We start from the raw sequence: 25,169 nt of genomic DNA on the forward strand, positions 1-25,169 counted from the left end.
CGGTAATGATGATTTGAGTAGAAAGAGCTTGATCCAAACGTATTTTCAATTCAATCATCTACTGACAATATAAAAATAGAGTCTGAAGACAATATAATGTCCCAGACTCCTATTTATTACTAGTTGAAATCAACTTATTTTTGTTCGTCGAATTTTTTCAAGATGCCTTCTCTTGATAAAATGTTACGTACTGTGTCAGTTGGTTTCGCACCATTTTTTAACCATTTAAGAGCTAACTCTTCGTCGATTTTAACTTCAGGTGCATTTACATTGTTAGGGTTGTAAGTACCAACTTGTTCGATGTTACGACCATCACGTGGCGCGCGAGCATCAGCTGCTACAATACGGTAAAATGGGTTTCTTTTAGAACCTAAACGTGTTAAACGTAATTTAACTGCCATAATTATTTCTCTCCTTTAAATCTTTAATGTTTTATTTTTCCACAAGCAATAATATAACAGTTTCCAATTACTTTGTAAAGAGTTTTCTCTTTACCATTGCTCTAGATCTATTTTTAATTCGATAAATAATAACTAACGATACAAATTTTAGAGTTGTAAATTAGTATGAATTACATAGTAAGTAACAAGGATTTTATAATGAAGCCTCTCGGTGAAAACTAAAATAATTATAATACTTTAATTTATATTGCTTCCCTTTATACCTAAACTTTTGAATATTCATTTTAATATCACAAAATGGCAATTTCTATTTTATTCCACTAGAAATTGCCATTTTTCTGTTAATCAAAGGTATTTATTTAAAATCCTTACGTTAAATTGTTAGTACTTAAAAATGAGTTAGAATGGTAAGTTCATACCTTTCATCATATTTTCCATTTGCTGACGTTTACCTTTTTTACCTTTACCGCCACCAGAAAATTGTTTCATCATTTTTTTCATTTCATTAAATTGTTTCATTAATCGATTGACTTCTTGTAAGCTACGTCCTGAACCATTAGCAATACGTTTTTTTCTAGAAACATTTAATGTGTTAGGATCGTTTCTCTCACTTGGAGTCATTGATTGAATAATCGCCTTAATATGATCAATTTGTTTTTCACTCATATTCAAGTTATCTAGACCCTTCATTTTATTCATGCCTGGTATCATTTTCATAATATCATCTAAAGGTCCTAAATTTTTAACTTGATCTAATTGTTCTAAAAAGTCATCTAGAGTGAATGATGATGAACGCATTTTTTGTTCTAAATCTTTAGCTTTATCTTGGTCAACATCTTGTTGTGCTTTTTCGATTAAACTTAATACGTCACCCATTCCTAGAATTCTTGACGCCATACGTTCAGGATGGAATGGTTCTAAACCGTCTAATTTCTCACTCATACCAACGTACTTAATTGGTTTCTGAGTCACTGAACGAATAGATAATGCAGCGCCACCACGTGTATCTCCATCTAATTTAGTTAAAGTCACACCCGTTAATTCAAGTTGTTCATCAAATGATTGTGCAACATTAACAGCGTCTTGCCCAGTCATAGCATCGACTACAAGCATAATTTCGTTAGGCTTAGTAATCTCTTTAACGTCTTGCAACTCATTCATCAGCGCTTCATCAATGTGCAATCTACCTGCTGTATCAATAATAACAAAATCTAAATGTTCTTCTTTAGCATGTTTAATCGCATTATCGACGATTTGTTGGGGTTTTACTTGATCTCCTTCACTATAAACTGGGACATCAATTTGTTTACCAACAGTTTGAAGTTGATCAATCGCAGCCGGACGATAAATGTCGGCAGCAACTAACAAAGGTTTTTTGTTATAATTTTTGCGCATTAATAATGCCAATTTACCAGCAGTAGTTGTTTTACCAGCACCTTGTAAACCGACCATCATAACTACTGTAGGTGGTTTATTTGCCATCGTAATTGCACTATTTTCTCCACCCATAAGTTGAGTTAATTCTTCTTGTACAATTTTGATGACTTGTTGTCCAGGTGTTAAGGATTTCATTACATCTGAACCTAATGCTCGATCTGACACCGTTTTAACAAAGTCTTTAACTACTTTAAAGTTAACGTCGGCTTCTAGTAAAGCCAATCTAACCTCACGCATCATCGTTTTGATGTCGGCTTCAGTTACTTTTCCTTTGCCTCGGATTTTTTGCATCGTCCCTTGTAAACGCTCGGACAATCCTTCAAACGCCATATCGATTCCCCTCCTTTTTAATCTATTTGTTCTAGTGTTTTAATTACTTCTAACACTTTTTCAGAATCATTTATATGTTGTTTAATTTCTTCGTATAATGCTGTTCTTTGCTCAAAGTTCTTATAAAGTCCTAGCTTAGCTTCATAGTCTTCTACTAAGTCGCCAGTTCTTCTTATATTATCATAAACTGCTTGTCGACTCACTTCAAAAGTATCAGCAATTTCACTCAATGAATAATCTTCTAAATAAAATAATTGTAAATAGTTACGTTGTTTTTCTGTTAATAATGCTTGATAAAAGTCAAAAAGATAATTCATGCGTAACGTTTTAACGAGATCATTTTGAGTCATCTGGTGTGCCCTCTTCATTGTTTACTATATCTTCCTCTGTTGTGTCAGGGAGTTCATCAACATTTTCTTCTATCATATCGGCAAACAAGCCATAAACATAGCTTTCTGGATTAAATGGTTGTAAATCGTCTAATTTTTCACCTAAACCAACATACTTAACTGGAATGTGCAGTTCATTACGTATAGCTAATACAATACCACCTTTAGCCGTACCATCCAATTTAGTCAATACGATACCCGTCACATTAGTAACGTCTTTGAAAGAGCTTGCTTGAGATAAAGCGTTTTGACCCGTCGTTGCATCTAAACATAATAATACTTCATGTGGTGCTTCAGGAATAGAACGACCGATTACTCGTTTTACTTTTTCTAATTCATTCATTAGATTAGCTTTGTTTTGCAATCTGCCTGCCGTATCACATATTAGTATATCGGCGCCTTTATTTTGTGCAGCGTTAATAGCATCGTACATAACCGCAGCTGGATCAGAACCTTCCGCTTGGCTTACCACTTCTACACCTACGCGTTCACCCCAAACTTTAAGTTGTTCTATAGCACCAGCTCTAAATGTATCACCAGCAGCTAACATAACTTTTTTACCTTCAGATTGATAGCGATGAGCTAATTTACCAATCGTCGTCGTTTTACCTACACCATTAACACCAACCATTAGAATAACATTTAACCTATCGTCTTCAAGATTCATGACTTCTGAGTGCTCACTGTCTTGATGGTAAATTTCTACTATTTTTTCAACGATAACTTCCCGTAAATCTTCCGTTTCTTGAATGTTTCTACGACGTGCTTCATCACGTAATTCATCTACCAATTGCATAACAGTGTTAAAACCAACATCGGCAGTAATTAACATTTCTTCTAATGCTTCGAAGAAATCTTCATCTACTTTACGATATTTAGAAATAAGGTTGTTTAGCTGTTCTTGGAAATTTTGACGAGATTTCTCTAATCCGGCTTTAAATTTAGCACCAAGTTGTTGCGCTTCTATTTCTTCAAAGTCTTCTATCGAAATCAAGCCATCTTCATCAAAATCTGCTTCTTTTAATTTTTTAGGGGTCTTTTTTGTTTTTTCCTCAGTCGATTCAACTTCATTTTCATCAGCAAAATTATGGTCGCGTTGATCTTGTTCTTCTTGTTGATCTGCACCTGAGAATTTATTTTTTAAGCGTTTAAAAAAACTCATGCTTGTTCCTCCTTCATAACTTCATCGATTGTATTTAAGTTCACACTCACAAGCTTAGATACTCCTGACTCTTGCATTGTAACACCATAAAGTCTGTCAGAGTACTCCATAGTACCCTTTCTATGTGTTATGACTATAAACTGAGTTTGGTCTGATAAATTATTTAAATAATTTGCATATCTAATAACGTTTGCTTCATCGAGCGCCGCTTCAACTTCATCTAAGATTACAAAAGGCGCAGAACGCACTTTTAATATAGCAAATAACAAAGCGATAGCACTTAATGCTCTTTCACCACCACTTAATAATGATAAATGTTGTAATTTTTTACCTGGTGGTTGTACGATAATATCTACGCCTGCAGATAAATAATCATCATCCGTCAGTCGTAATTCAGCTTGTCCTCCGCCAAATAGAGTTTTGAACACTTCAGTAAAGTGACCTTGTACAGCATGAAAAGTTTCTTTGAAACGATCTTTAACCTCTTGGTCCATTTCATCAATAATTTGTTCTAAAGTAACCTTGGCCTCTCTTAGATCTGTACGTTGTTCATTTAAAAATGTATAACGCTCATTAATTTCTTCAAATTGTTCAATCGCATTTAAGTTAACAGGACCTAATTCTTCTATAGACATTTTAGTTAATTTAACTTTTTTACGAAGTGTCTCAATATCTTCTTCTAATTCATATAAATCTCTTGCACGTTCAAATGTTAAACGATATGTCTCGCTTAAATGATCAATGGCATAATTAATTAGTACATCTAATCGAGATTGTTCTGATTTTATATCTTGATAGCTATTTTCAATAGATAAGATGTCACGATGCGCTTCTTGTAATAGTGCATCTGTTTCTTCTATAGTGTCATTTAACTTGCTTCGTCGCTCTTTTATTTCGGACAATTTAGCAGTTAATTTCTCTTTATCAGCTTTACTATTATCAATGTTTTGTTGCACATTATCAAATGCTTTTTGTCCCGTCATATCTTCTGAATTAAAGAAATTGATTTGTTCTTCTATTTTCTGTTGTTGCTCTTTTGCAGAGACTAACTGTTTATTTAAACGTTCTTCTTCTTGTCGTTGGCTCTTCAATCTTTCTTTAACTACAGCTAAATCTGATTGCTTTTGATGTAACTGTTGTTGTGTCTGTGTCGTATTCTCTTTTCCTTCTTTAGATAACTTGGTATAAACATCTATATCTTTTTCTAATTGTTGTAAAGAAGATTGAATTTCTTCTAACTTTTTCTTTTTGTCGTCTAACGTTTTACGACTTGTATCACTTTGATAGCCATCATTTTTCTCGAATTCAAATTCTTCATGCTCATTTTTGAGATGACTTTCACTCTTACGTAATTTATCAAGTTCTAACTCATATTCATGAACAATTTGTTTTACTTTATTATATTGTTGATTCAAATCAAAATAAGACTCGTTCAAACTATCGGCATTTTCTTTTATAGAATTATATTCTTGTTCAATATTAATCGTCTTTCTTTGATAATTTTCAAGTTGCTGACGCATCGAATTCAGTTCATCTTTTTGTGCTAAAATGCTTTTTGTTTTTCTATCAGCACCACCTGTCATAGAACCTCCAGGATTAACGATATCACCTTCTAGCGTAACAATTCTAGTGCGATAGCGAATCGCTCTAGCTAATTCGTTAGCATGTTTTAAATTATCAACAATTATTGTATTACCTAATAAATTTTCAATCACGTTTTGATATTTATTATTTGCTGTTACGCCTTCAGCACCAATTGTTATAAACCCTTCAGCTTCTTGTGCTGTATTACGAATCTCCATTGCTAATTGTCTTGATTTCACAACATTTAATGGTAAAAAAGTCGCACGGCCTAAACCATTTTGCTTAAGATATTGTATCGCAGCTCGTCCATCTTTTTCGGTATCCACTATGACATGTTGCAATGAAGCACCCAATGCCGTTTCTATTGCTTTAGTTAAATGTGAAGGTACTTGAATAATTTCAGCCACTGCGCCATGAATGCCTGATAACTTTTGTTCATTTGCTCTCAAGATATGTTTTACGCCGTTGAAAAAGTAGCTATAATCTTCTTGTTGCGTAGCAATACTATCGATTCGAGACTTTAACTTTTCATTATATCTATACGCTTGATGCAGTTTATCTTCATATTCTGTTTGCTGTTGTTTAGTAGAAGTTAGTTTTTTTTCACAAGCTGCTATTTCTTTATCTAAGTCACTAAGTTGACGTTGCTTTTTATTGTACTGTTGCTCCTTGTCATTAATGTCGTTTTGAAGTTCTTTTAACTGATTAAAAGCTTCTAACAATCGCGAATCTAATCTAGATTGTTTCGTTTCATTTTCTTGAATTGTATGTTCTAAAAATCGAATATCATTATTTACATCTGATTGTTCAGATATTAATGTATAATATTCATCTCTAATGGCTTCTAATTTCTCATCGTGTTGTTCATCAGATACATAGAGTTGTGATTCAATTTGCTCAATTTCTTTTGTTAAATGTTGTTGCTTTTCACTTATTGTGACACGTTGATTTTTGGCTTTTTTAAGTTCTTGTTGTAATTGTTCTATTTGTTCAGCAATATTTTCTTGTTCTTCTTCAAAGCGGGCATTAGTTTCTGATTGATTTTTTTTGCGTTCCTCTAAAACGTTAAGTTGTCCAGTATATTTTTCAACCTCTTCAGTCGCTTTAACTAATTTATAGTTAAGTGATTCAATAGTGTCATCCAATTGTTGACGCTCTGATTTATATTTAGCAATCGCATTAGAGTGTTGTACCTTTTGAGCTTCTTTATTTTCTTGCTGACCTTTGAGATTGTTTAAGTTGTTATCTAGTTTATTAATATTTTCATTGTACTGTTCTATATCATGAACTGTGACAAGTACATCACTTTTTTCCATTTCTTTAGATAAATGATTGTATTCTTTAGCAATCGCGGCTTCCTCTCTAAGAGGTTCCACACGACCTTCTAAATCATATAAAATATCTTCTACTCTTGTTAAATTATCTTCAGTTTGGTCTAATTTTTGAACCGACGCGGCTTTTCGCTTTTTATATTTTAAGACCCCTGCAGACTCTTCTAGTATTTGTCTTCTATCAACTGGTTTTGCGTTAAGAATTTCATCTACTCTACCTTGAGAGATAATACTAAACGCCTCTTTACCTAGTCCAGAATCTAAAAACAAATCAACAATATCTTTCAAACGTGCTTTCTCATTATTTAAATAATATTCACTATCGCCACTTCTATATAATCGGCGAGTTACAATTACTTCTTGGTTATCAATTTGTAATTTACCCGAATGGTTATCTAATTTAAGTTTAACTTCCGCATAATTTTGCGCTTTACGATGTTCTGCTCCAGAAAAAATAATATCTTCCATTTTAGCACCACGTAAAGATTTGGCGGATTGCTCACCTAACACCCACTTGATGGCATCAGTTATATTACTTTTTCCACTTCCATTTGGACCCACAATCGCTGTTACACCTTTATCAAAATGAACACTCGTATGTTCAGCAAATGATTTAAATCCAAACGTATCTATTGATTTTAAATATACCATGCTATTCTCCTTAATACATTACCAACTTTATATAAGTATCTTTAACTATTTACGCTAAGTAATTGTATTTTTTATAACACCTTAGACTTTAGTTACCATCTTTTTGTAAGCACTTTCAGCAGCTTTTTGTTCTGACTCTTTTTTCGTTTTGCCTTTACCTTCTGCTATGGCCGTATTTTCTAAAATTACTTCAGAAGTAAATAATCGATGATGTGCCGGCCCTTCTTCTTTAATCAGACGATAAGTAACATCGCCTTTGTTTTGTTGATGTACAAATTCTTGAAATTGTGTTTTAAAATCAATAACACCATCTAATTCATCATCTTCTACAAAAGGAAAAATAACGTGTTGTGCAAAATACCAAACCGCTTCTAATCCTTGATCTAAATATAATGCTCCTACGAATGCTTCAAATGCATCTGATACTAATGAAGGTCTGGTGCGTCCACCTGTTTTCTCTTCGCCTTTACCTAGTAAAATTAAGTCATTTAATTGTATTTTATTGGCAAATATTACAAGTGAAGGTTCACAAACTATTGTTGCACGCATTTTAGTCAGATTTCCTTCTGGTAAATCTGGGTATTTGTCAAATAAGTAGCGTGAAACCGTCAATTCTAATACCGCATCTCCTAAAAACTCTAGCCGTTCATTATGTTCTAAACGATTCATGTTAAAGTCATTAATAAAACTCGAATGAGAAAACGCTTGTTGATACAACTCGACATTATTAAATGTTAAGTTTAATTGTTCCATTTTTTGTGCAAACCTATTCTTGAAGTCATTAACTATTTCTATTTTTTTGTTAGTGGTCAATACATTTCCTCCTATATGAATTAAACTTAGTCATACATATATAATTTTACGTTAAAACAACTGAAAACTAAAGGGAAAACCTTATAGTATTTCCTTATTTTATTTGGTTGTCTGATTTTCAAATCTAAAGTTAACAAAAAATCTGAACCGCAAGAGAACGGTTCAGATTGTGATTTATTATTTTTCAAGACTGTTAATAAAGTTAACAGCGTCACCAACTGTGTTGATTTTTTCAGCTTCTTCATCAGGAATTTCAGTACCAAATTCATCTTCCAATTCCATCACTAATTCAGCGATATCAAGTGAGTCAGCACCTAAATCGTCTTTGAATGATGCGTCAGCAGTTACTTTATCTGCATCAACACCTAATCGATCAACGATGATATCTTTTACTTTATCGAAGTTTTCCACGTCGATTCACCTCCTTTAAAAAGAATATACATAGACTTTATCATTTTCCCATTTTACGCAGTGAAATACAAGCGTTATTTCACTTCAGCATAGTTAAATTTCATTACGTTATATGACTAAGTCGTATTATAACGGCCTCTATCATTTTTAACAATAATAGATTAGGGTTATTACATGTACATACCACCATTTACATGAATGTTTTGTCCAGTAATGTATTTTGCCTTATCTGACGCTAAAAATGCCACTGTATGCGCAATATCTGTATCTTCACCAAATCTAGAAAGTGGGATTTGATCTAACATTTGTGCTTTTAAATCTTCATTTAAAGCATCAGTCATATCTGAAACGATAAAACCTGGAGACACCGCGTTAACTGTAATATTTCTAGAAGCTAATTCACGTGCGCTAGATTTAGTTAATCCTATAACCCCTGCTTTAGTAGCAACATAGTTTGCTTGACCTGGGTTACCAACTGCACCTACAACACTTGATAGGTTAATAATTGAACCACTCTTTTGTCGTAACATTTGTGGTGTTACTTTTTGAATACAATTAAATACGCCTTTTAAGTTTGTATCGATTACATCATCCCATTCAGATTCTTTCATACGCATTAATAAATTATCACGTGTAATACCCGCATTGTTAACTAAAACGTCGACCGAACCAAATTGATTCACAACTTCTTTAATCATTGCTTTAACTTCATTACCATCGGCTACATTGGCTTGAATTGCAAAACTTTCTACATTTTTTGCTTTAATTTCTTCTACAACTGCTTCTGCTTTTTCTGTGCTACCTGCGTAGTTAACTGCTACGTTGTAACCTTCTTCAGCAAGTTGTAAAGCGATGCTACGTCCAATACCTCTTGAAGCACCAGTTACTAATGCACTTTTAGTCATTTTCATTCCACCCTTTTAAATCTTCAATAGTTTGAATTGAAGTTAATTTTACATCTTTATTTATTTTCTTAATTAATCCAGATAGTACTTTACCCGGACCTATTTCAATAAAGTGATCTACGCCTTGTTCAATTAACCATTCAGTTGATTGAATAAATTGTACCGGTGAATATAGTTGCTTAATCATGTTTTGTTTGATCACAGAACTGTCAGTTTCTGGTTTAGCATTAACGTTTTGAACGACTGAGAACTGTGCGTCTTGCCATTCAAATTGATCTATATATTGCGCAAATTGTTCTTCTATAACTTGCATCATTGATGAATGGAAGGGTCCTGAAACAGATAATGGCATAACACGTTTAGCGCCTAATGATTTCCCTTCTACTGCTAGCTTATCAATCAATGTTTTGTGTCCAGAAACAACAATTTGACCTGGAGCATTAATATTTGCAGGCTCGATAATTTCTTCATCATTAGATAATTTTTGGCAAATCGCATCGACTTCTTCGTAGTTCAAACCAAGTACAGCAGCCATACTTCCTACGCCGTTAGGAAAAGCTTCAGCCATAAGTTGACCACGCTTTCTTACTATTTTCACAGCATCTTCGAATTTCAACACGCCGCTAGCTACTAAACTAGCATATTCTCCAAGACTATGTCCCATAGTATAATCTGCATTCAAATTATTTAAAGCTTCATATAGAGCTACACTATGTGTTAGTAATGCAGGTTGTGTATTTTCTGTTTGTGATAATTTGTCTTCGTTATCTGTAAACATCGTTTCTAAAATATCAAAGTCTAATTGTGTTGATGCTTGATTTAACACTTCAGTTGCATTGCCATCGACTTCGTATAAATCGTGTGCCATACCTATTTTTTGTGATCCTTGACCTGGGAATATTACTGCTGTTTTACCCATTTTATTCACCAACCGTTTCTCTCATAGTTTTAACAATTTCCTGCTCTCCAGCAATTTTAGCTTGTCTAATTGCAGAGTAAAACGCTTTAGCACTTGAACTACCGTGTGCTTTTACAACGATGCCATCTAATCCAAGCAATACCGAACCACCATATTCAGCGTAGTCCATTTTACGAGTTAAGCCTTGTAAGTCTTTACGTAAGATTAAAGCAGCCATTTTATTTTTAAAACTACTCAATAAAGTATCTTTAAACATTTTTCCAAATGCTTTGGCTACGCCTTCTAAATTTTTCAATATCATATTACCTGTATATCCATCAGTTACAATAACATCAGCAGCGTCTTCCATTAAACCTTTAGCTTCTACATTGCCATTAAATTTAAAGTCATTTTGTTCTTCCATTAAATTAAATGCTTTTTTCGTTAAAGCGTTACCTTTTGCAGCTTCAGTACCAATATTTAGTAAACCAACAGAAGGCTGTTCAATGCCACGTATTTTTTGTGCATAGATATTACCTAATTGGGCATATTGTACTAAATGTTCGGCTTTGGCATCAGCATTAGCACCAACATCCATAAATACAAAACCTTTACCAGAGGTAGTAGGTAAAGTAACGACTAAAGCGGGTCTAGCAACTCCTTTGATACGACCTACAATAAATAAGCCAGCAGACATTAGCGCACCAGTATTACCTGCAGATACACAACCATCTGCTTCACCAGCTTTTACCGCTTCAGCCATACGCACCATCGAACTATCTTTCTTTCGTTTTATTGCTCTTACTGGTTCATCTTCCATCGTAATTCTTTCAGAACAATGTCGTACTTCAACGCGTCCGTGGTTTAAATTACATTGATCTTTATCACCGAATAATATAATTTCTAAATCTTTAAAATCATTAACTGCTCTCTCTACAGCTTCAAGTACAATTTGAGGTGCATCGTCTCCACCCATCATATCAATTGCAATTTTAACCATTTATTTCATCCTCACTTGTATAATACATTTTGAAAGTGCCACCAAAAACTTGTCTCTCTTTTACATATGATTTCACTTCAATAATATAATATTTTTCTTTATATTCTACAACTTGTGCTTCGGCAGTTACGATATCATTTAATTTAACAGTTCTAAGGAATTTAATATTACTTTCTTTTGTTAAAACGACTGGTTTATGTATTAATGCTACACAGAGTGAATTGGCTTGAGCAAAAAGTACATGCCCTCTAGCGATTAAATTACGAGAAAAAACTGAATCTTCTCCTATATTAATAATAGACACTGCATGTTTATTTGGTTCAACGTTTATAACGTCGCCTATAATTTCACTACCATCAATCGAACGAATTCTATCATGATTTTCTTTAGCAACATTTTTAATTCGCTTGCGTAATTCAGGAATATTTAAATTGGTGCGATCTAAGCGTATCGTTTGAATACTTACATCAAACTTTTCACTTAAATCTATATCAGTTATGAAGGGATTTCGCTCTATTTCTTTTTTTATTGAGTCTCGTCTTGCTTGTTTTTTTAACTTCACAAAATACCCTCCTTAATAATTTTTAGTACCAAGTCTTAAACATTCCTAACATATCATAACACTTTCTAATTTAATTGCTCAACAATTATGTGATTTCTTCAGTCTCCCTTCTTATAAAAACGAATAGTCTCTATTAAATTCAACTATACACTTATATTATTATTAATCTAATTTAGAGTACTCTTAGTTAATGAACTCAATTTATTATCGAGATTATTTCCTAAACATTGTATGTTTTACTGCTATCTATTGTATATTGCAAAATAAAAATAATTACTCAAGTGAGTTATTCAATTTTAAAGGAAACTCTAAAAACATATTTTGGACAAGTACATGAAATTCGTACGCTTCTCTATCTTTATTTATCTACTCGTGTTGCTAATGCTATAGAAAAATACACAAAAATAGTTTGAAATACTTTAATTTTTATGCAAAAAACCTCCAGTAAATGATAGTGGAAGGTGGTCACATTAATAGTTATATCCTTAATAAAGCCGCATACTTAACGATTAAATCAACAGCTAAAGATTATATATTATATAACATTTAATATTAAATTCCATGATGCTAAAGTGTCCTACAACCTTAATTATATAGTGTAAAAAGCAAAGCATGTATGGCCATAGATAAGACGTGGAACGAAGTTGGTGTTTTAAAATAAGTTATGCATTAAATAAAATGCTCGCTCAAGATTTAATGTTTTGAGCAAGCATTTTATTTATATAATTTTGCTTGAACATTGTCAGTTAATCAAAACTTGTATATAACAAGTTACGTTCTACAAAATGTCTTAATCGATCATATTCGCTCGAGAAAAATGCTCCAGATTGAATAAGTTCTGCAGCTTCATCCCTAGCAACTTCTAACATTTTATAGTCTTCAACCACATTTGCTACTAAAAAATCAGGTAATCCACTTTGCTTCACTCCAAAGAAATCACCAGGACCGCGCATTTCTAAATCTCGTTCACTTAATTCAAATCCATCAGTAGTTTGCGTCATAATATTCATACGTTCGATGCCAACTTCTGTTTTAGGCGAAGCGATTAAAACGCAATAACTTTGTTGATCGCTTCTGCCAACACGACCACGTAACTGATGTAAGGTAGACAATCCAAATCGATCGGCATCATAAATCATCATAAATGTAGCGTTGGGTACATTTACTCCTACTTCAACAACCGTCGTCGATACGAGTATATCTATCTCATGATCACTAAATCTTTGCATCACATTATCTTTGTCTTCACTCGATAATCTACCATGTAGGATTCCGACACGTTGTTCACCATAATATGCTTTTAATGATTCGAATAAAGCTATCACGTTTTGTACATCTTCTAGGTGTTCCGAACTTTCAATCAAAGGACAAACAACATAAGCTTGTCGACCCTTGTTAAGTTCAGCCGTCATTTGTTTCAATACATCTTCGTATGCTTCATGTTTAGACCAACTTGTTATAATTGGTTTTCGACCGCGTGGCAGTTGTTTTATAGATGAAACATCCATCTCACCAAATACCGAAATTGCTAATGTTCTGGGTATCGGCGTTGCAGTCATAAATAGCACATTTGTCATTGCACCTTTTTCTCTCAACAATTGTCTTTGATTAACACCAAAGCGATGTTGCTCATCTGTAATCACTAATCCGACATTATCAAATATAACATCTTCTTGAATTAGAGCATGCGTGCCAATGAGACAATCTATAGTCCCTTCTGCCAATTGTTGTAGTAATACTTTTCTTTTTTTTCCTTTTACCGAACCTGTAAGTAAAGCTACGTTCATCGTATCTCCAAATAAGTCAACGAGACTCTCAGCATGTTGTTCTGCCAAAATTTCTGTCGGTACCATTAAAGCTGATTGGTACCCTGAGGTTTTCAAAGCATACATACATATTGCAGCGACTACAGTTTTACCTGAACCAACGTCCCCTTGCAATAATCGATGCATCCTAATGGGTGCCTTTAAATCTCTAAAAATTTCATTAACACTCGATTTTTGTGCTTCAGTCAATTCAAAAGGCAAATTACTAATAAATTGCTTTACTTTTTCGATATCATAGTCTATTTCAACTGCTTCGTCAGATGTTTTTTCTAATCGATTAAGCCATTGCATTCTTAACTCGAATAAAAATAATTCAGTAAATGCATAACTGCGTCTCGCCTTTAATAATGATTGTTTATCCGTAGCACAATGTAACGCTTTTAAAGTTTGTTCTAGTGTTTCTAATTTATATTTGTCTCTTAATGCTTGAGATAACCATTCGTGTATCGTGACTTCATCTAATACTTGTCGAATCATGTCTCGTAGAGGTTTTTGTTGAATACCTTCTTTAATTCGATAGACGGGTTCAAATTGTTCATCGTCACTCATATTATCTTCATTAAAAAACATTCTATTCCCATTAATTTCTTGCTTATTTCTAAGCCACTTCCCTTTAACGATAACTTTTCCATGTAATTCTATTTTCTTTTTTAAATACGCTTGATTAAAAAATACACATTTGACAGCAATATTATTCACCATTAAATGAACCGTTAATTTCGATTTATTACGACCAAAAAAAGCGACAGTTGGAGAAGAGTAAACTTCACCTACAACTGTCACTATAGATTGATCTTCGGCCTCAGTTAAGTCAATTATAGTATTATCTTCATAACGTGTTGGTAAGTATAAGATTAAATCCTCAACTGTATTAATATTAAGTTCATTTAACACTGCCAACCGTTTCGGCCCTAGGCCTTTAATTTTAGACAATGGAAAAGGGCTCTCTATTAAATTGACTTTTGACATAATTAATCACCAAATATTTCTTGTTTTAAACGTTGCCCTGTAGGAGTACCTGCAAGTCCTCCACGTCCTGTTTCTCTAAGAGCAGAAGGCATTGTTTGTCCTATTTTATACATTGCTTCAATTACTTCATCAGTTGGAATCCTTGAAGTTACGCCAGCTAACGCCATGTCGGCAGAAACAATCGCATTAGATGCGCCTGCTGCATTACGTTTCACACATGGCACTTCTACTAAACCAGCAACTGGATCACATACTAAACCTAGCATATTTTTTAAGCAAATTGCAAAAGCTTCAGCCGATTGTTGTGCTGAACCGCCAGCTAATTCTACACTTGCTGCTGCTGCCATTGCTGCTGCTGAACCAACTTCAGCTTGGCAACCACCTGCTGCACCTGAAATTGAAGCATTGTTTGCTACAACAAAACCAAATGCACCTGATGTTAGAAGAAAATTTAACATATCTCTTCTCGAAGGATTTAATCTCGGCTTCAATCCAAATAACACACCGGGTACTACACCTGCAGAACCTGCAGTTGGTGTAGCACATATTTTACCCATGGCTGCGTTTACTTCATTTGTAGCAACAGCTTTACTTACAGCATCTAGTAGTGTATTACCTGCTAAAGATTCACCTGTTGCAAGATATTTTTTAATTAATACTGCATCTCCACCAGTAAGTCCTGTTGTTGATGTAACTCCTTCAAGTCCTTCATCTAATGCATTTTCCATCGTTTGCAAATTTTTGTCCATGCTAGCGTAAACTTCTTCTTCAGATAGTCCTGTAACTTCCATTTCTTGCTCGAGCATTACTTCATGAATCTTCTTGTTTTCTGATTCACAAATTGCAATTAATTCTTTCACACTTTTAAACATGCTATTCCTCCATTAGGCGTCGCCCATGAGTGAAACAGTCACTACACCATCGACGTTTTTTATTCTCTCTATAATTTCATCATTAATAGCGTCATCTAATTCGCAAGTCATTAAAGCTTGATCACCTTTTTCCTTACGTGCAACTTGCATACTTCCAACATTAATACTGGATTCTCCTAAAATGTTTGCCACACGTCCAATTGTGCCAAAAGTATCTTTATGAAAAACAAGTAAAGCTGGATAATTACCACTTATTGCGATATTAAAGCCATTAATTGCAATAATTTCAATTTTTCCGCCACCAATTGAAACGCCTTCAACAGAAATTTCTTTGTCTCCATCTCTCATATTAATAATAGCAGTGTTAGGATGAGAACGTTCTTCTGACATTTCGATAAAATTCACTTTCATTCCGACTTTTTCTGCCGTTTCTAAACTTGTAGTTATACGATCATCATCAGTATCATAACCTAGCAATCCACCTACTAAAGCTACGTCAGTACCGTGCCCCCTATATGTTTCCATAAATGAACCATATAAATAGATATCAGCTTGTTGTGGTATTTTACCAAACAAGTCTTTTGCCACTAGACCTATTCTGACTGCACCTGCCGTGTGAGATGATGATGGCCCTACCATTGTTGGTCCAATGATGTCAAAAACACTTTTATATTTCATAACAATACCCCACAATAATTTTTAATAATTCTAAAGTGTTGCGCTTACATATTTGCGTCCATATTATTATAACAAGCTACACTCTTTTTATAAACTATTATCGGTTGAACAAAGCATAAATAAAATTCGCAACTATTTCTTACCTTTAAGCTAAAAAGTCAGCGCTCAATATAGCACACAAAAATATACGTAATTAAGCATTAGCTTAATTACGTATATTTTCAATAGAAACGCTATTCTACTGCAAATAAATATGGATATACAGGTTGTTGACCATCATGTTGATCAATTTCAATTTCCGGATACTGCTCTTCTAACCACTCTATCGTTTGTTGCGTATTGTCATCAGTAGACTCTAATCCTTCGATAATAGTTATGATTTCACTATCCTCTTTAATCATATTCGACAGCAAAGATTTTATCGTTTCAAATTGATTTACATTTGTTGCGACAATCTTATCTTCTAACAAACCAATAAAGTCATTTTCCTTAACGTCTACACCATCAATTTTACTATCTCTTACAGCATAAGTTATCGCGCCTGAATTTACCGTTTCTAATGATTGAACCATGCGCTCTTTATTGTCTACTAAGCTATCATTACTATCTAAATTAAACAACGCTGCTAGACCTTGCGGAATGGATTTTGTTGGAATTACAACTGCATCAGCATCTACTAAATCAGCCGCCTGTTCGCTTGCCATTAATATATTTTTATTGTTTGGTAAAATGATAGCACGTTCACATTGCGTTTGTTCGATTACTTTAATAATATCTTGCGTTGAAGGATTCATCGTTTGACCGCCATTAATGACGTTAGTCGCACCCATCGATTTAAATAGTTCAGATATACCTTCTCCCATTGAAATAGTAATAATGGCAGTATCTACTGTTTCAGATAGTGATTGATTATGCTGCTCTTTTTTCACAACTTCTCTATGTTGTTCTCTCATATTTTCAACTTTAAGTTTTATTAATTCACCATAACCCTGCCCATAATTAAATACTTCACCTGGCTTTTCAGTGTGTACATGTACTTTCACTATTTCATCATCACTAACAACTAATAAAGAATCACCAAATGTGCTCATGTCTTCTCTAAATTGATTTTCATCATAATCTTTTAACTGACTATCAAAGCGAACCATCATCTCAGTACAATAACCGTACTTAATATCATCAGTACTTATAACGCCATGAAAGTCATGTGCTTCATTAACAATTGTATCTGTACCTACTTTAGCTTTATCACTTGGAATAGTTTCACCTTTTAGTGCACTTAAAAACCCTTCATAAATAAGCACTAAACCTTTACCACCACTGTCGACAACACCAACTTCTTTTAACACTGGTAATAAATTAGGTGTATTTTCCAATGATTGATTAGCTACATCAACTACATAAGATAACAATTCAATGCAATCATCTGTTTCTTCCATTTTTTCTAACGCTGCAGCACCTGCATCTTTAGCAACCGTTAATATTGTGCCTTCAACAGGTTTCATTATGGCGTTATAAGCTGTTTTAACTCCTGTTTGTATACTTTCTGCAAACTGCTTTGCATCAATTGTCGCTAATTCTTCTAGATTGTTGCAAAATCCTCTAAAAATTTGTGAAAGTATAACGCCTGAGTTACCTCTTGCTCCCATTAACAGCCCTTTAGCAAATGTTTTACCTTGTGCTCCTACATGCATTGATAGATTTTGCTCCACCGCTTCTTTTCCTGATGTCATTGTTAAGTTCATGTTCGTTCCAGTATCACCATCCGGAACTGGATAAACATTTAGTGAATCTACCAAGTCTGCATGATTTGATAAATTTTGCGCTCCTTGAAAAATCATGTCCGCAAATAATTTACCATCAATTGTACGTACCATTATGTATTGTCCTCCTAATTGTCCTTACCATTATTCATTCTTAAGCCTTGCACATGTATATTTATAGCATTTACGTTTACTTTTAATGCTTGTTCTAAAGTATATTTAACTGTCGCTTGTACATTGCTAGCGACTTCTGAAATTTTTACACCATAGCTTACAATAACATACATATCAACGTTTATACTGTCATTTGTATTATTTATAACAATACCTTTAGCATAATTTTCATGCCCTAATATTTCAGCTATGCCATCTCTCACTTGTTGTTTAGATGCCATTCCCACGATTCCATAACATTCTACAACTTTGCTACCAACTACAGTAGCGATAACATCATTAGAAATATCTATGTTCCCATAATCATTGTTTATTTCCAATGTCATTGTCGTTACCCTCCTATTTGTGCTGTAATTGTTTAGTTTCAAATTTGCTATTTAACGTTAATGATATGTAACTTACAAACAGTTACAATATTTCATTTCGCATTATTATAGCATATTTTGGCTCATCTAAAAGTAAAATATCTTATAATATTAAATTTTATTGCTTTGGCTTATGAAATGTGATACATTATTCAAGTATGTAGTAGATACGTGTATTTATATTTATTAAAGGAGGTACTTTCATGGGCAAACAATGTTACGTAACAGGTCGTAAAGCTTCAACTGGTAACAATCGTTCACACGCTTTAAACGCTACGAAACGTAGATGGAATGCTAACCTTCAAAAAGTTAGAATTCTTGTAGACGGAAAACCTAAAAAAGTTTGGGTTTCTGCACGTGCTTTAAAATCTGGTAAAGTTACTAGAGTTTAATAAATATAATGCACATAAAAGACCAATCCTTATGTGGAGGATTGGTCTTTTTTATTTGACTTAATCTGAAGATTTGATCATCAGTACAGTACCTTTATGTAATTCTACAACGCCTGATTCTGCCTCTAATTCATTAGAAATGGTTAAAGTAGAACCTAGTTCTAAGTTTTGACGTTCTAGCGGGTACTTAAAGTTGATTAATGATATAGAGGTTGGATAACTGACCGGTATAAATGAGATGTATTTCAAGTTTTCTTGTTTTTTGACGTTATAGTGACCTGCAGTTAGGTATTGAATTTCATTTTGTTGATCAACGATAACAATTTTAACATTCAAACGCTGATATTCGGGCTTTTCTAAAATTTGTAATGCGCCCATAAAATGATCTAACCTACCACCTGTCGCACCATATATATAAATTTCTAAATAGCCACGCTTCACTGCTTCTTCAACAGCTATAGCTAAATCTGTATCATCCTTTTCTGCATTCACAGGATTTATTCCAAAACTATCAATTAACATTTGTCTTTCTTCAGCAGTGACCGAATCAAAATCTCCTATTGTGAATACCGGGTTTATATCATTTTGAATTAAAATTAAAACGCCTCGATCAACACCGCCCCATTCTTCATCTTTCTTATTTTCAAGTAATTGCTGTGGGGTATTTCTATTGCTACACAATAAATTTATATGCATAACATCATCCTTTTAATCGTTTTACTGCATCATCGTAATTTTGATGTCCAAAAAAGTATGAACCAGCAACTAACATTGTAGCTCCATTTTCAATCACTTTATCGACTGTTTCGTCGTTAATACCACCGTCAACTTCAATATCGAATGTTAAATCATTTGCCGATTTAATACTAGATAATTGTTTTAGTTTCGTAATAGTGGATTCGATAAAAGCTTGTCCTCCAAAGCCTGGGTTCACTGTCATCACCAATACGTAGTCAACCATATCAATAACCGGTAATATAGACTCAACTGGTGTACCAGGATTAATAACTACACCTGCTTTTTTCTTTGCATTTTTAATTTGTTGAATGACTCTATGTATATGTGGTGTTGCTTCGACATGCACCGATATCATATCTGCTCCGTTTTCTGCGAATAATTCTATATACTTTTCCGGTGATTCAATCATTAAATGCACATCTATCGGTAAAGACGTCCCTCTACGTACTGCTTCTAAAACTGGTATGCCTATTGAAATATTAGGAACAAACTGACCATCCATTACATCAAAATGCACTCCATCTACGCCTGCTGCTTCTAAATGAGTTAATTCTTCCTCTAATTGTAAAAAATCCGCTGATAATAATGATGGGAAAATCTTTGCCATTTAGTATCTTTCCTTTCTGTTACTAATCTCGTTAAATAATTGAACATAATGATCATATCTAAATTGAGCAAGATTGCCTTGAGTCAATTCATGCTTTACGTTACATTTTGGTTCATTAATATGATTGCAATCTCGAAACTTACACAATGCACCAAGTTCATTAATATCTATAAAAAATTCTTTCACTTCTTCTTTTTGAATGTGATCAAAGTCTAACGCACTAAATCCTGGTGTATCCGCAATAAAACCATTACTACGTTCAAATAGCTCTACATGGCGCGTAGTATGTCGACCACGATTTAAAGATTTAGAGATATGCTGCGTTTCAAGTTCTAATTCTGGAAAATAATGATTTAATAAAGTAGATTTGCCTACACCTGATTGTCCACTTAAGACTGCTAAACCCTCTCCCCATTCATTGAAGACCGCCGTAATATTACTATCCTTACCAATAAATTGAATTTGATATCCAATATCAGCATAAGTACTTAGTTTTTGTTGAATGTTTTGCAGAACTGCTGACGTCGCTAAATCTTTTTTAGTAATCAAAATTCGAGGACGTAAGTGGTATGAATGTGCAATAACTAAAAATCTATCTAATAATTGCGTTGAAAAGTCTGGCTCAACAGCACTCATTACGATAATTAAGTGATCAATGTTACTCACCGGTGGCCTTTTTAATTCATTCTTTCGTTCATGTACATTTTGAATATAACCTTCAGTTTTATTTTCTACATCAAAGTCTACTACATCCCCAACTATGGGAGAGAATTTATTCTTTCTAAATAAACCTCGAGGCTTTGTATCAAACATTTCTCCTTGTACATCTACACGATATACACCACTCAATGATTTAATGATACGTCCAGTTTTCAAATTTGCACCTCTTTTCATTACTGTTACTTTTCATATTATAGCAAAGCAAACTTATTTTAAATAATAAATAACCTATGAATAAAATAAAAGAGGTAAGACAAAGTTCTAATAAATAATATTAAAACCTGTCTAAACCTCTATATAACATTAAAAATCATATGGTATATCTTTATCTGACACGACTTTGTCGTCAACTCTAACCGTGTATCCCGCTGTCTTATCTTTAGCTATTTTCATTGGAATTTTAATTGTTTTATCTTTTTTGATTTTATACGTTTGGGCAACTGATGAACCAGAATTATCTTTATCTCTAATATACACTTTCACTTCTTGACTTTTATCATCTTTACCCGTATATGGCACAACGACTGTTTGCGTATATGTTTTGGTCATTTCATCATCATCATCGTCGTCATTTTTACGCTTATCCTTATCTTCTTTTTTATCTTTATCGTCATCTTCTTTTTTATCTTTACCTTTAGAGACAACAAAAGATATGGTAGAACCCTCATCTATTTCTTTATCTTTTGGAGTTTGACTAATGACAGAACCTTTGCTGATTTTATCGTCATTTTTCTCAGATGTGACGACGACGTTAAATCCTTTACTTTCAAGTTTTGAACGAGCGTCTTTAAATGATTTCTTTTCAAAGTTGTTAACGTAAACTTGTTTAACTCCTAATGATTCAGTTAATTTTATATCATTGCTACTCAACTTAACATTATTTCCTGCAGCAATACTTTGTTTCTCAATCAGGCCTTTAGCAAGATTATTTTTAGTGTAAGCTCTATCTGTTTTTACATTTTTAAAACCTAAGTCTTTTAATCTTTTAACCGCTTCATCCTTAGAAACACCATATAATTGGGGCATTTTAGCAGTTTTAGGTCCTTTAGATAAAACGATATCGACTTTACTATTTTGTTTTAATCTAGAACCTTTTGATGGAGTAGTTTTAATGATTTTATTGACATCATATTTATCACTATATGCTCGCGACGTTTCGCCTAACTTAAGTTGTTTTTGAGATAAAATTGTTTCTGCCTGTTTCTCTGTTTTACCGCTTAAATTGGGCGTTTCTAAATATTTATTGCCGAACATGCCCATTGCTATAAAACTGAACAGACCAAAGAGTAATAAGACTAAAATAAAAGCATAAAAAAACTTTTTCTTCTTTGATCTTTTTTTACGAGGCGGTGCGTAAATATGTTCTTCAGTAGATTGGAATTTTTGATGATCAACGATAGGAATTTGCATCGTTTGCTCGATGTTATTGTTATTTTCTTGTCGAGTACGCTCTTTGATTTCATCTTTATCAAATTCCATCGTTGTTGTAGCCATATCCTCAGATATATATTTACCTTCATTCGCTCTATTATCTGATAACACACTTGTTAAGTCCTCTTGCATTTCATCTACAGATTGATAACGTTCTTTTTTATTCTTTTCAGTTGCTTTTAAAACAACATTGCTTAACGCTTGAGGAATATCTAAACGTTGATCGGTCGGATTAGGCATATCATCTTGAATATGTTTTATTGCAATACTTATTGCATTTTCGCCGTTATATGGTGGTTTACCTACTAACATTTCGTATAAGACAACACCAATAGAATAAATATCTGTGCCACTATCTGTAGATTCTCCTCGAGCTTGTTCAGGAGATAAATATTGAACGGTTCCGAGTACATGATTCGTTTGAGTCATAGTCGTTTCACTTAGCGCTTTAGCAATACCAAAATCTAGTATTTTTAAAGTTTTATCTTTTTCGATTAAAATGTTTTGTGGTTTTATATCTCTGTGTACAATTTTTGTTTCATGAGCATGTTTAATACCATCGATAATTTGCTCAGTAAAATTAGTGATAGTCTGAATATCTAATGGTTTATGATTCGCAATATATTCGGATAATGTTGGCCCATCGATATATTCCATGACAATGAAAAAGCAATCATCATTTTCAGTAACATCATAAACGTTAACAATATTTTTATGAGAAAGTTGAGTAAGGTTATGTACTTCCCTTTCAAAACGCTCAATCGTTTCTTCTTTCTCATTGGCTGCGATAGAAATAGCTTTTATTGCAACTTTACGATTTAAAATTGTATCTTCAGCAAGATAGACAATGCTCATCCCCCCGCCACCAAGCTTTTCAATCACTTTATAACGGTCATTTATTACTTTGCCTATCATACTTTGTCACCTTCAATCTGTGCGAGCACGAAACTAATATTGTCATTGGAATCATTAGTTAATGCTACTTCTATAAGTTTAGCACCAATACTATCAATAGAATCATTATCGCCGATAATTTCTTGAAGTTGATTATCCCTAACGTAATCAGTTAATCCATCAGAATTTAAAATAAGATAATCATAATAATTAAAACGTTTAACAAAAATATCAGGCGAAACTAATTTATCTGTCCCCATCACTTTAGTAATAATATTACGCTGAGGATGGCTAAAGGCTTCTTCCTCAGTAATTTGACCAATCATTACAAGATGATTAACAAATGAATGGTCGCTTGTAATTTGATCTACATCTCTACTATTTATTAAATAAGCTCGAGAATCTCCAATATTTGCAACAACGATATAATCATCAAATACTAATGCACAAACACACGTCGTCCCCATACCACTATATTCAGGACGATCTATTGATAACTGATAAAGCTCGCGATTAATATTTTTTAATGTCGTACGTAACCAATCTTCTGCTTGATAATCTTCTATTAAGTTTTCTTCCTCGAAGCGTTGCTGCAATTCTTTTGTTACGAATTGACTAGCCACTTCACCTGCTTGATGTCCACCCATACCATCACATAAAACTAATAGCTGTTGACTTGTTTTATTGTAAAATACGCCGCCCGCATCTTCATTATTTTCACGATATTGACCTTTGTCAGTATAAAATTGTGCCTTTAGCATTTGATCTCTACCTCGTTTCTACTTGTCGTTCCTTAGCTCTTAATTGACCACATGCTGCGTCAATGTCAGATCCTTGTTCTCTTCTGATTGTAGCATTAATACCTAAACGCTTAAGCTCTTTTTCAAATTTGAAAATGTCTTCTTTCGGCGTCTTCACATAGTTACGTTCAGGAACGTGATTGACAGGTATTAAATTAACATGACAATTTAAGTTTTGAATTAAGTGAGCTAATTCTCTTGCATGCTCTAGCTGATCATTTACTCCACCAAATAAACCATATTCAAATGTAATACGACGGTTCGTTTTTTCTTGATAATACTCAATTGCTTCCATTAATTTCTCTACATTATATGCTCTATTAATAGGCATAAGTCTAGAACGAATTTCATCTTTAGCACCATGCAGGCTTACAGCAAAATTAATTTGTATATCTTCATCTGCAAAATCATAAATTCGTGGAATAATACCAGATGTAGAAACTGTAATATGACGAGCACCAATATTCAAACCATTATCGTCGTTAACTATTTTTAAGAAATCCATCATTTCATCATAATTTTCAAATGGTTCACCGATACCCATAATTACTATTTGAGATACACGTTCCTCAGTTTCATCTAATGCTTTTTGCACAGTTAACACTTGCGAAACTATTTCTCCAGCTTCCAGATTCCGTTTTAAGCCACCTAAAGTAGATGCACAAAAAGTACAACCTATACGGCATCCAACTTGAGTCGTTACACAAACTGAATTCCCATATTCGTGTCTCATCAGTACTGTTTCTATCGTATATCCATCCTGTAGTTCAAATAAAAATTTAATCGTCCCATCTTTACTTTCTTGTTTTACTACTGTCGACAACGTAGTCATTACAAAATTGGCTTCCAACAATTCTCTTAAATCTTTCGATAAATTTGTCATTTCATCAAAGTTATTTACTCTTTTTTCATATAACCATTCATATATTTGCTTTGCTCTGAATTTTTGTTGCTTATGTTCTACCAACCAACTTTGTATCTCATCATATCTAAGAGAATAAATCGATTGTTTCTCAAAATCCGGTAAAAACTTATTTTTTTTCTTTTTTTCGGCTGTAATCATAAA

23 protein-coding genes are annotated in these 25,169 nt (G+C 33.4%); 1 reads left to right on the top strand and 22 read right to left on the bottom strand.

Translation table 11 applies throughout. The features are described 5' to 3' along the window. Window positions 1–134: 134 nt before the first annotated feature. The 16 genes from rpsP to ISP02_RS07625 all read right to left on the bottom strand — a co-directional run bounded on the left by rpsP (window position 135) and on the right by ISP02_RS07625 (window position 18,482). On the bottom strand, window positions 135–401 hold the full coding sequence (gene rpsP, locus ISP02_RS07550; protein WP_048794083.1) for a 30S ribosomal protein S16: 267 nt from the start codon (window positions 399–401) through the stop codon (window positions 135–137). Between the two features lie 399 nt (window positions 402–800). Further along, the gene (gene ffh, locus ISP02_RS07555; RefSeq protein ID WP_195720971.1) at window positions 801–2,168 is read right to left on the bottom strand and encodes a signal recognition particle protein; all 1,368 of its coding nucleotides are present in this window, start codon (window positions 2,166–2,168) and stop codon (window positions 801–803) included. 17 nt (window positions 2,169–2,185) lie between these two features. Then, a complete protein-coding gene (locus tag ISP02_RS07560; protein WP_195720972.1) occupies window positions 2,186–2,518 on the bottom strand; it encodes a putative DNA-binding protein in 333 nt (110 codons plus the stop codon). Continuing rightward, the gene (ftsY, locus tag ISP02_RS07565; protein WP_195720973.1) at window positions 2,505–3,719 is read right to left on the bottom strand and encodes a signal recognition particle-docking protein FtsY; all 1,215 of its coding nucleotides are present in this window, start codon (window positions 3,717–3,719) and stop codon (window positions 2,505–2,507) included. Before ftsY ends, ISP02_RS07560 begins: the two co-directional genes overlap by 14 nt. Next, window positions 3,716–7,285, bottom strand: a complete 3,570-nt coding sequence (smc, locus tag ISP02_RS07570) for a chromosome segregation protein SMC (RefSeq protein WP_195720974.1) — start codon at window positions 7,283–7,285, stop codon at window positions 3,716–3,718. Before smc ends, ftsY begins: the two co-directional genes overlap by 4 nt. 81 nt (window positions 7,286–7,366) lie before the next feature. Then, window positions 7,367–8,038, bottom strand: a complete 672-nt coding sequence (rnc, locus tag ISP02_RS07575) for a ribonuclease III (RefSeq protein WP_408020147.1) — start codon at window positions 8,036–8,038, stop codon at window positions 7,367–7,369. A gap of 237 nt (window positions 8,039–8,275) precedes the next feature. Further along, window positions 8,276–8,509 (bottom strand): acyl carrier protein, encoded by a 234-nt coding sequence (locus ISP02_RS07580; protein ID WP_002462381.1) that lies wholly within the window; start codon window positions 8,507–8,509, stop codon window positions 8,276–8,278. A 170-nt stretch (window positions 8,510–8,679) separates the two neighbouring features. Then, complete coding sequence (fabG, locus tag ISP02_RS07585; protein ID WP_195720976.1) at window positions 8,680–9,414, bottom strand: 3-oxoacyl-[acyl-carrier-protein] reductase; 735 nt, start codon at window positions 9,412–9,414, stop codon at window positions 8,680–8,682. Then, complete coding sequence (fabD, locus tag ISP02_RS07590) at window positions 9,407–10,333, bottom strand: ACP S-malonyltransferase (RefSeq protein WP_195721846.1); 927 nt, start codon at window positions 10,331–10,333, stop codon at window positions 9,407–9,409. Before fabD ends, fabG begins: the two co-directional genes overlap by 8 nt. A gap of 1 nt (window position 10,334) precedes the next feature. Continuing rightward, a complete protein-coding gene (plsX, locus tag ISP02_RS07595; RefSeq protein WP_195720977.1) occupies window positions 10,335–11,312 on the bottom strand; it encodes a phosphate acyltransferase PlsX in 978 nt (325 codons plus the stop codon). Further along, window positions 11,305–11,874: a transcription factor FapR gene (gene fapR / locus ISP02_RS07600; RefSeq protein ID WP_195720978.1), complete on the bottom strand. Its 570-nt coding sequence runs from the start codon at window positions 11,872–11,874 to the stop codon at window positions 11,305–11,307. The genes plsX and fapR overlap by 8 nt, the downstream gene beginning before the upstream one ends. 746 nt (window positions 11,875–12,620) lie before the next feature. Continuing rightward, window positions 12,621–14,669 carry an ATP-dependent DNA helicase RecG gene (gene recG / locus ISP02_RS07605; RefSeq protein ID WP_195720979.1) on the bottom strand — a complete coding sequence of 683 codons (2,049 nt, stop codon included), beginning with the start codon at window positions 14,667–14,669 and terminating at the stop codon, window positions 12,621–12,623. A gap of 2 nt (window positions 14,670–14,671) precedes the next feature. Further along, the gene (gene sdaAA, locus ISP02_RS07610; RefSeq protein ID WP_195720980.1) at window positions 14,672–15,541 is read right to left on the bottom strand and encodes an L-serine ammonia-lyase, iron-sulfur-dependent, subunit alpha; all 870 of its coding nucleotides are present in this window, start codon (window positions 15,539–15,541) and stop codon (window positions 14,672–14,674) included. Window positions 15,542–15,553: 12 nt separating this feature from the next. After that, the gene (gene sdaAB, locus ISP02_RS07615; protein WP_195720981.1) at window positions 15,554–16,219 is read right to left on the bottom strand and encodes an L-serine ammonia-lyase, iron-sulfur-dependent subunit beta; all 666 of its coding nucleotides are present in this window, start codon (window positions 16,217–16,219) and stop codon (window positions 15,554–15,556) included. Window positions 16,220–16,452: 233 nt separating this feature from the next. Next, complete coding sequence (gene fakA / locus ISP02_RS07620) at window positions 16,453–18,096, bottom strand: fatty acid kinase catalytic subunit FakA (RefSeq protein ID WP_195720982.1); 1,644 nt, start codon at window positions 18,094–18,096, stop codon at window positions 16,453–16,455. A 14-nt stretch (window positions 18,097–18,110) separates the two neighbouring features. Next, window positions 18,111–18,482 (bottom strand): Asp23/Gls24 family envelope stress response protein, encoded by a 372-nt coding sequence (locus ISP02_RS07625; protein ID WP_195720983.1) that lies wholly within the window; start codon window positions 18,480–18,482, stop codon window positions 18,111–18,113. A gap of 242 nt (window positions 18,483–18,724) precedes the next feature. On the opposite strand from ISP02_RS07625, the gene rpmB reads away from it, so the two are divergent. Continuing rightward, window positions 18,725–18,913 carry a 50S ribosomal protein L28 gene (gene rpmB, locus ISP02_RS07630; RefSeq protein ID WP_061854869.1) on the top strand — a complete coding sequence of 63 codons (189 nt, stop codon included), beginning with the start codon at window positions 18,725–18,727 and terminating at the stop codon, window positions 18,911–18,913. Window positions 18,914–18,973: 60 nt separating this feature from the next. Here rpmB and ISP02_RS07635 read toward each other — a convergent pair whose 3' ends face one another. The 6 genes from ISP02_RS07635 to rlmN form a co-directional block, all read right to left on the bottom strand. Continuing rightward, the gene (locus tag ISP02_RS07635; RefSeq protein WP_195720984.1) at window positions 18,974–19,609 is read right to left on the bottom strand and encodes a thiamine diphosphokinase; all 636 of its coding nucleotides are present in this window, start codon (window positions 19,607–19,609) and stop codon (window positions 18,974–18,976) included. A gap of 4 nt (window positions 19,610–19,613) precedes the next feature. Continuing rightward, window positions 19,614–20,258: a ribulose-phosphate 3-epimerase gene (rpe, locus tag ISP02_RS07640; protein WP_195720985.1), complete on the bottom strand. Its 645-nt coding sequence runs from the start codon at window positions 20,256–20,258 to the stop codon at window positions 19,614–19,616. Next, the gene (rsgA, locus tag ISP02_RS07645; RefSeq protein ID WP_195721847.1) at window positions 20,259–21,134 is read right to left on the bottom strand and encodes a ribosome small subunit-dependent GTPase A; all 876 of its coding nucleotides are present in this window, start codon (window positions 21,132–21,134) and stop codon (window positions 20,259–20,261) included. A gap of 147 nt (window positions 21,135–21,281) precedes the next feature. Then, window positions 21,282–23,324 (bottom strand): Stk1 family PASTA domain-containing Ser/Thr kinase, encoded by a 2,043-nt coding sequence (pknB, locus tag ISP02_RS07650; protein WP_195720986.1) that lies wholly within the window; start codon window positions 23,322–23,324, stop codon window positions 21,282–21,284. Beyond that, entirely contained in the window at window positions 23,321–24,064 is a 744-nt protein-coding gene (locus ISP02_RS07655) for a Stp1/IreP family PP2C-type Ser/Thr phosphatase (RefSeq protein WP_195720987.1), read from the bottom strand. Before ISP02_RS07655 ends, pknB begins: the two co-directional genes overlap by 4 nt. A gap of 7 nt (window positions 24,065–24,071) precedes the next feature. Then, window positions 24,072–25,166, bottom strand: a complete 1,095-nt coding sequence (gene rlmN, locus ISP02_RS07660; RefSeq protein ID WP_195720988.1) for a 23S rRNA (adenine(2503)-C(2))-methyltransferase RlmN — start codon at window positions 25,164–25,166, stop codon at window positions 24,072–24,074. Between the last annotated feature and the right edge of the window lie 3 nt (window positions 25,167–25,169).

Source organism: Staphylococcus durrellii, from assembly GCF_015594545.1.
GTDB classification, from domain to species: domain Bacteria; phylum Bacillota; class Bacilli; order Staphylococcales; family Staphylococcaceae; genus Staphylococcus; species Staphylococcus durrellii.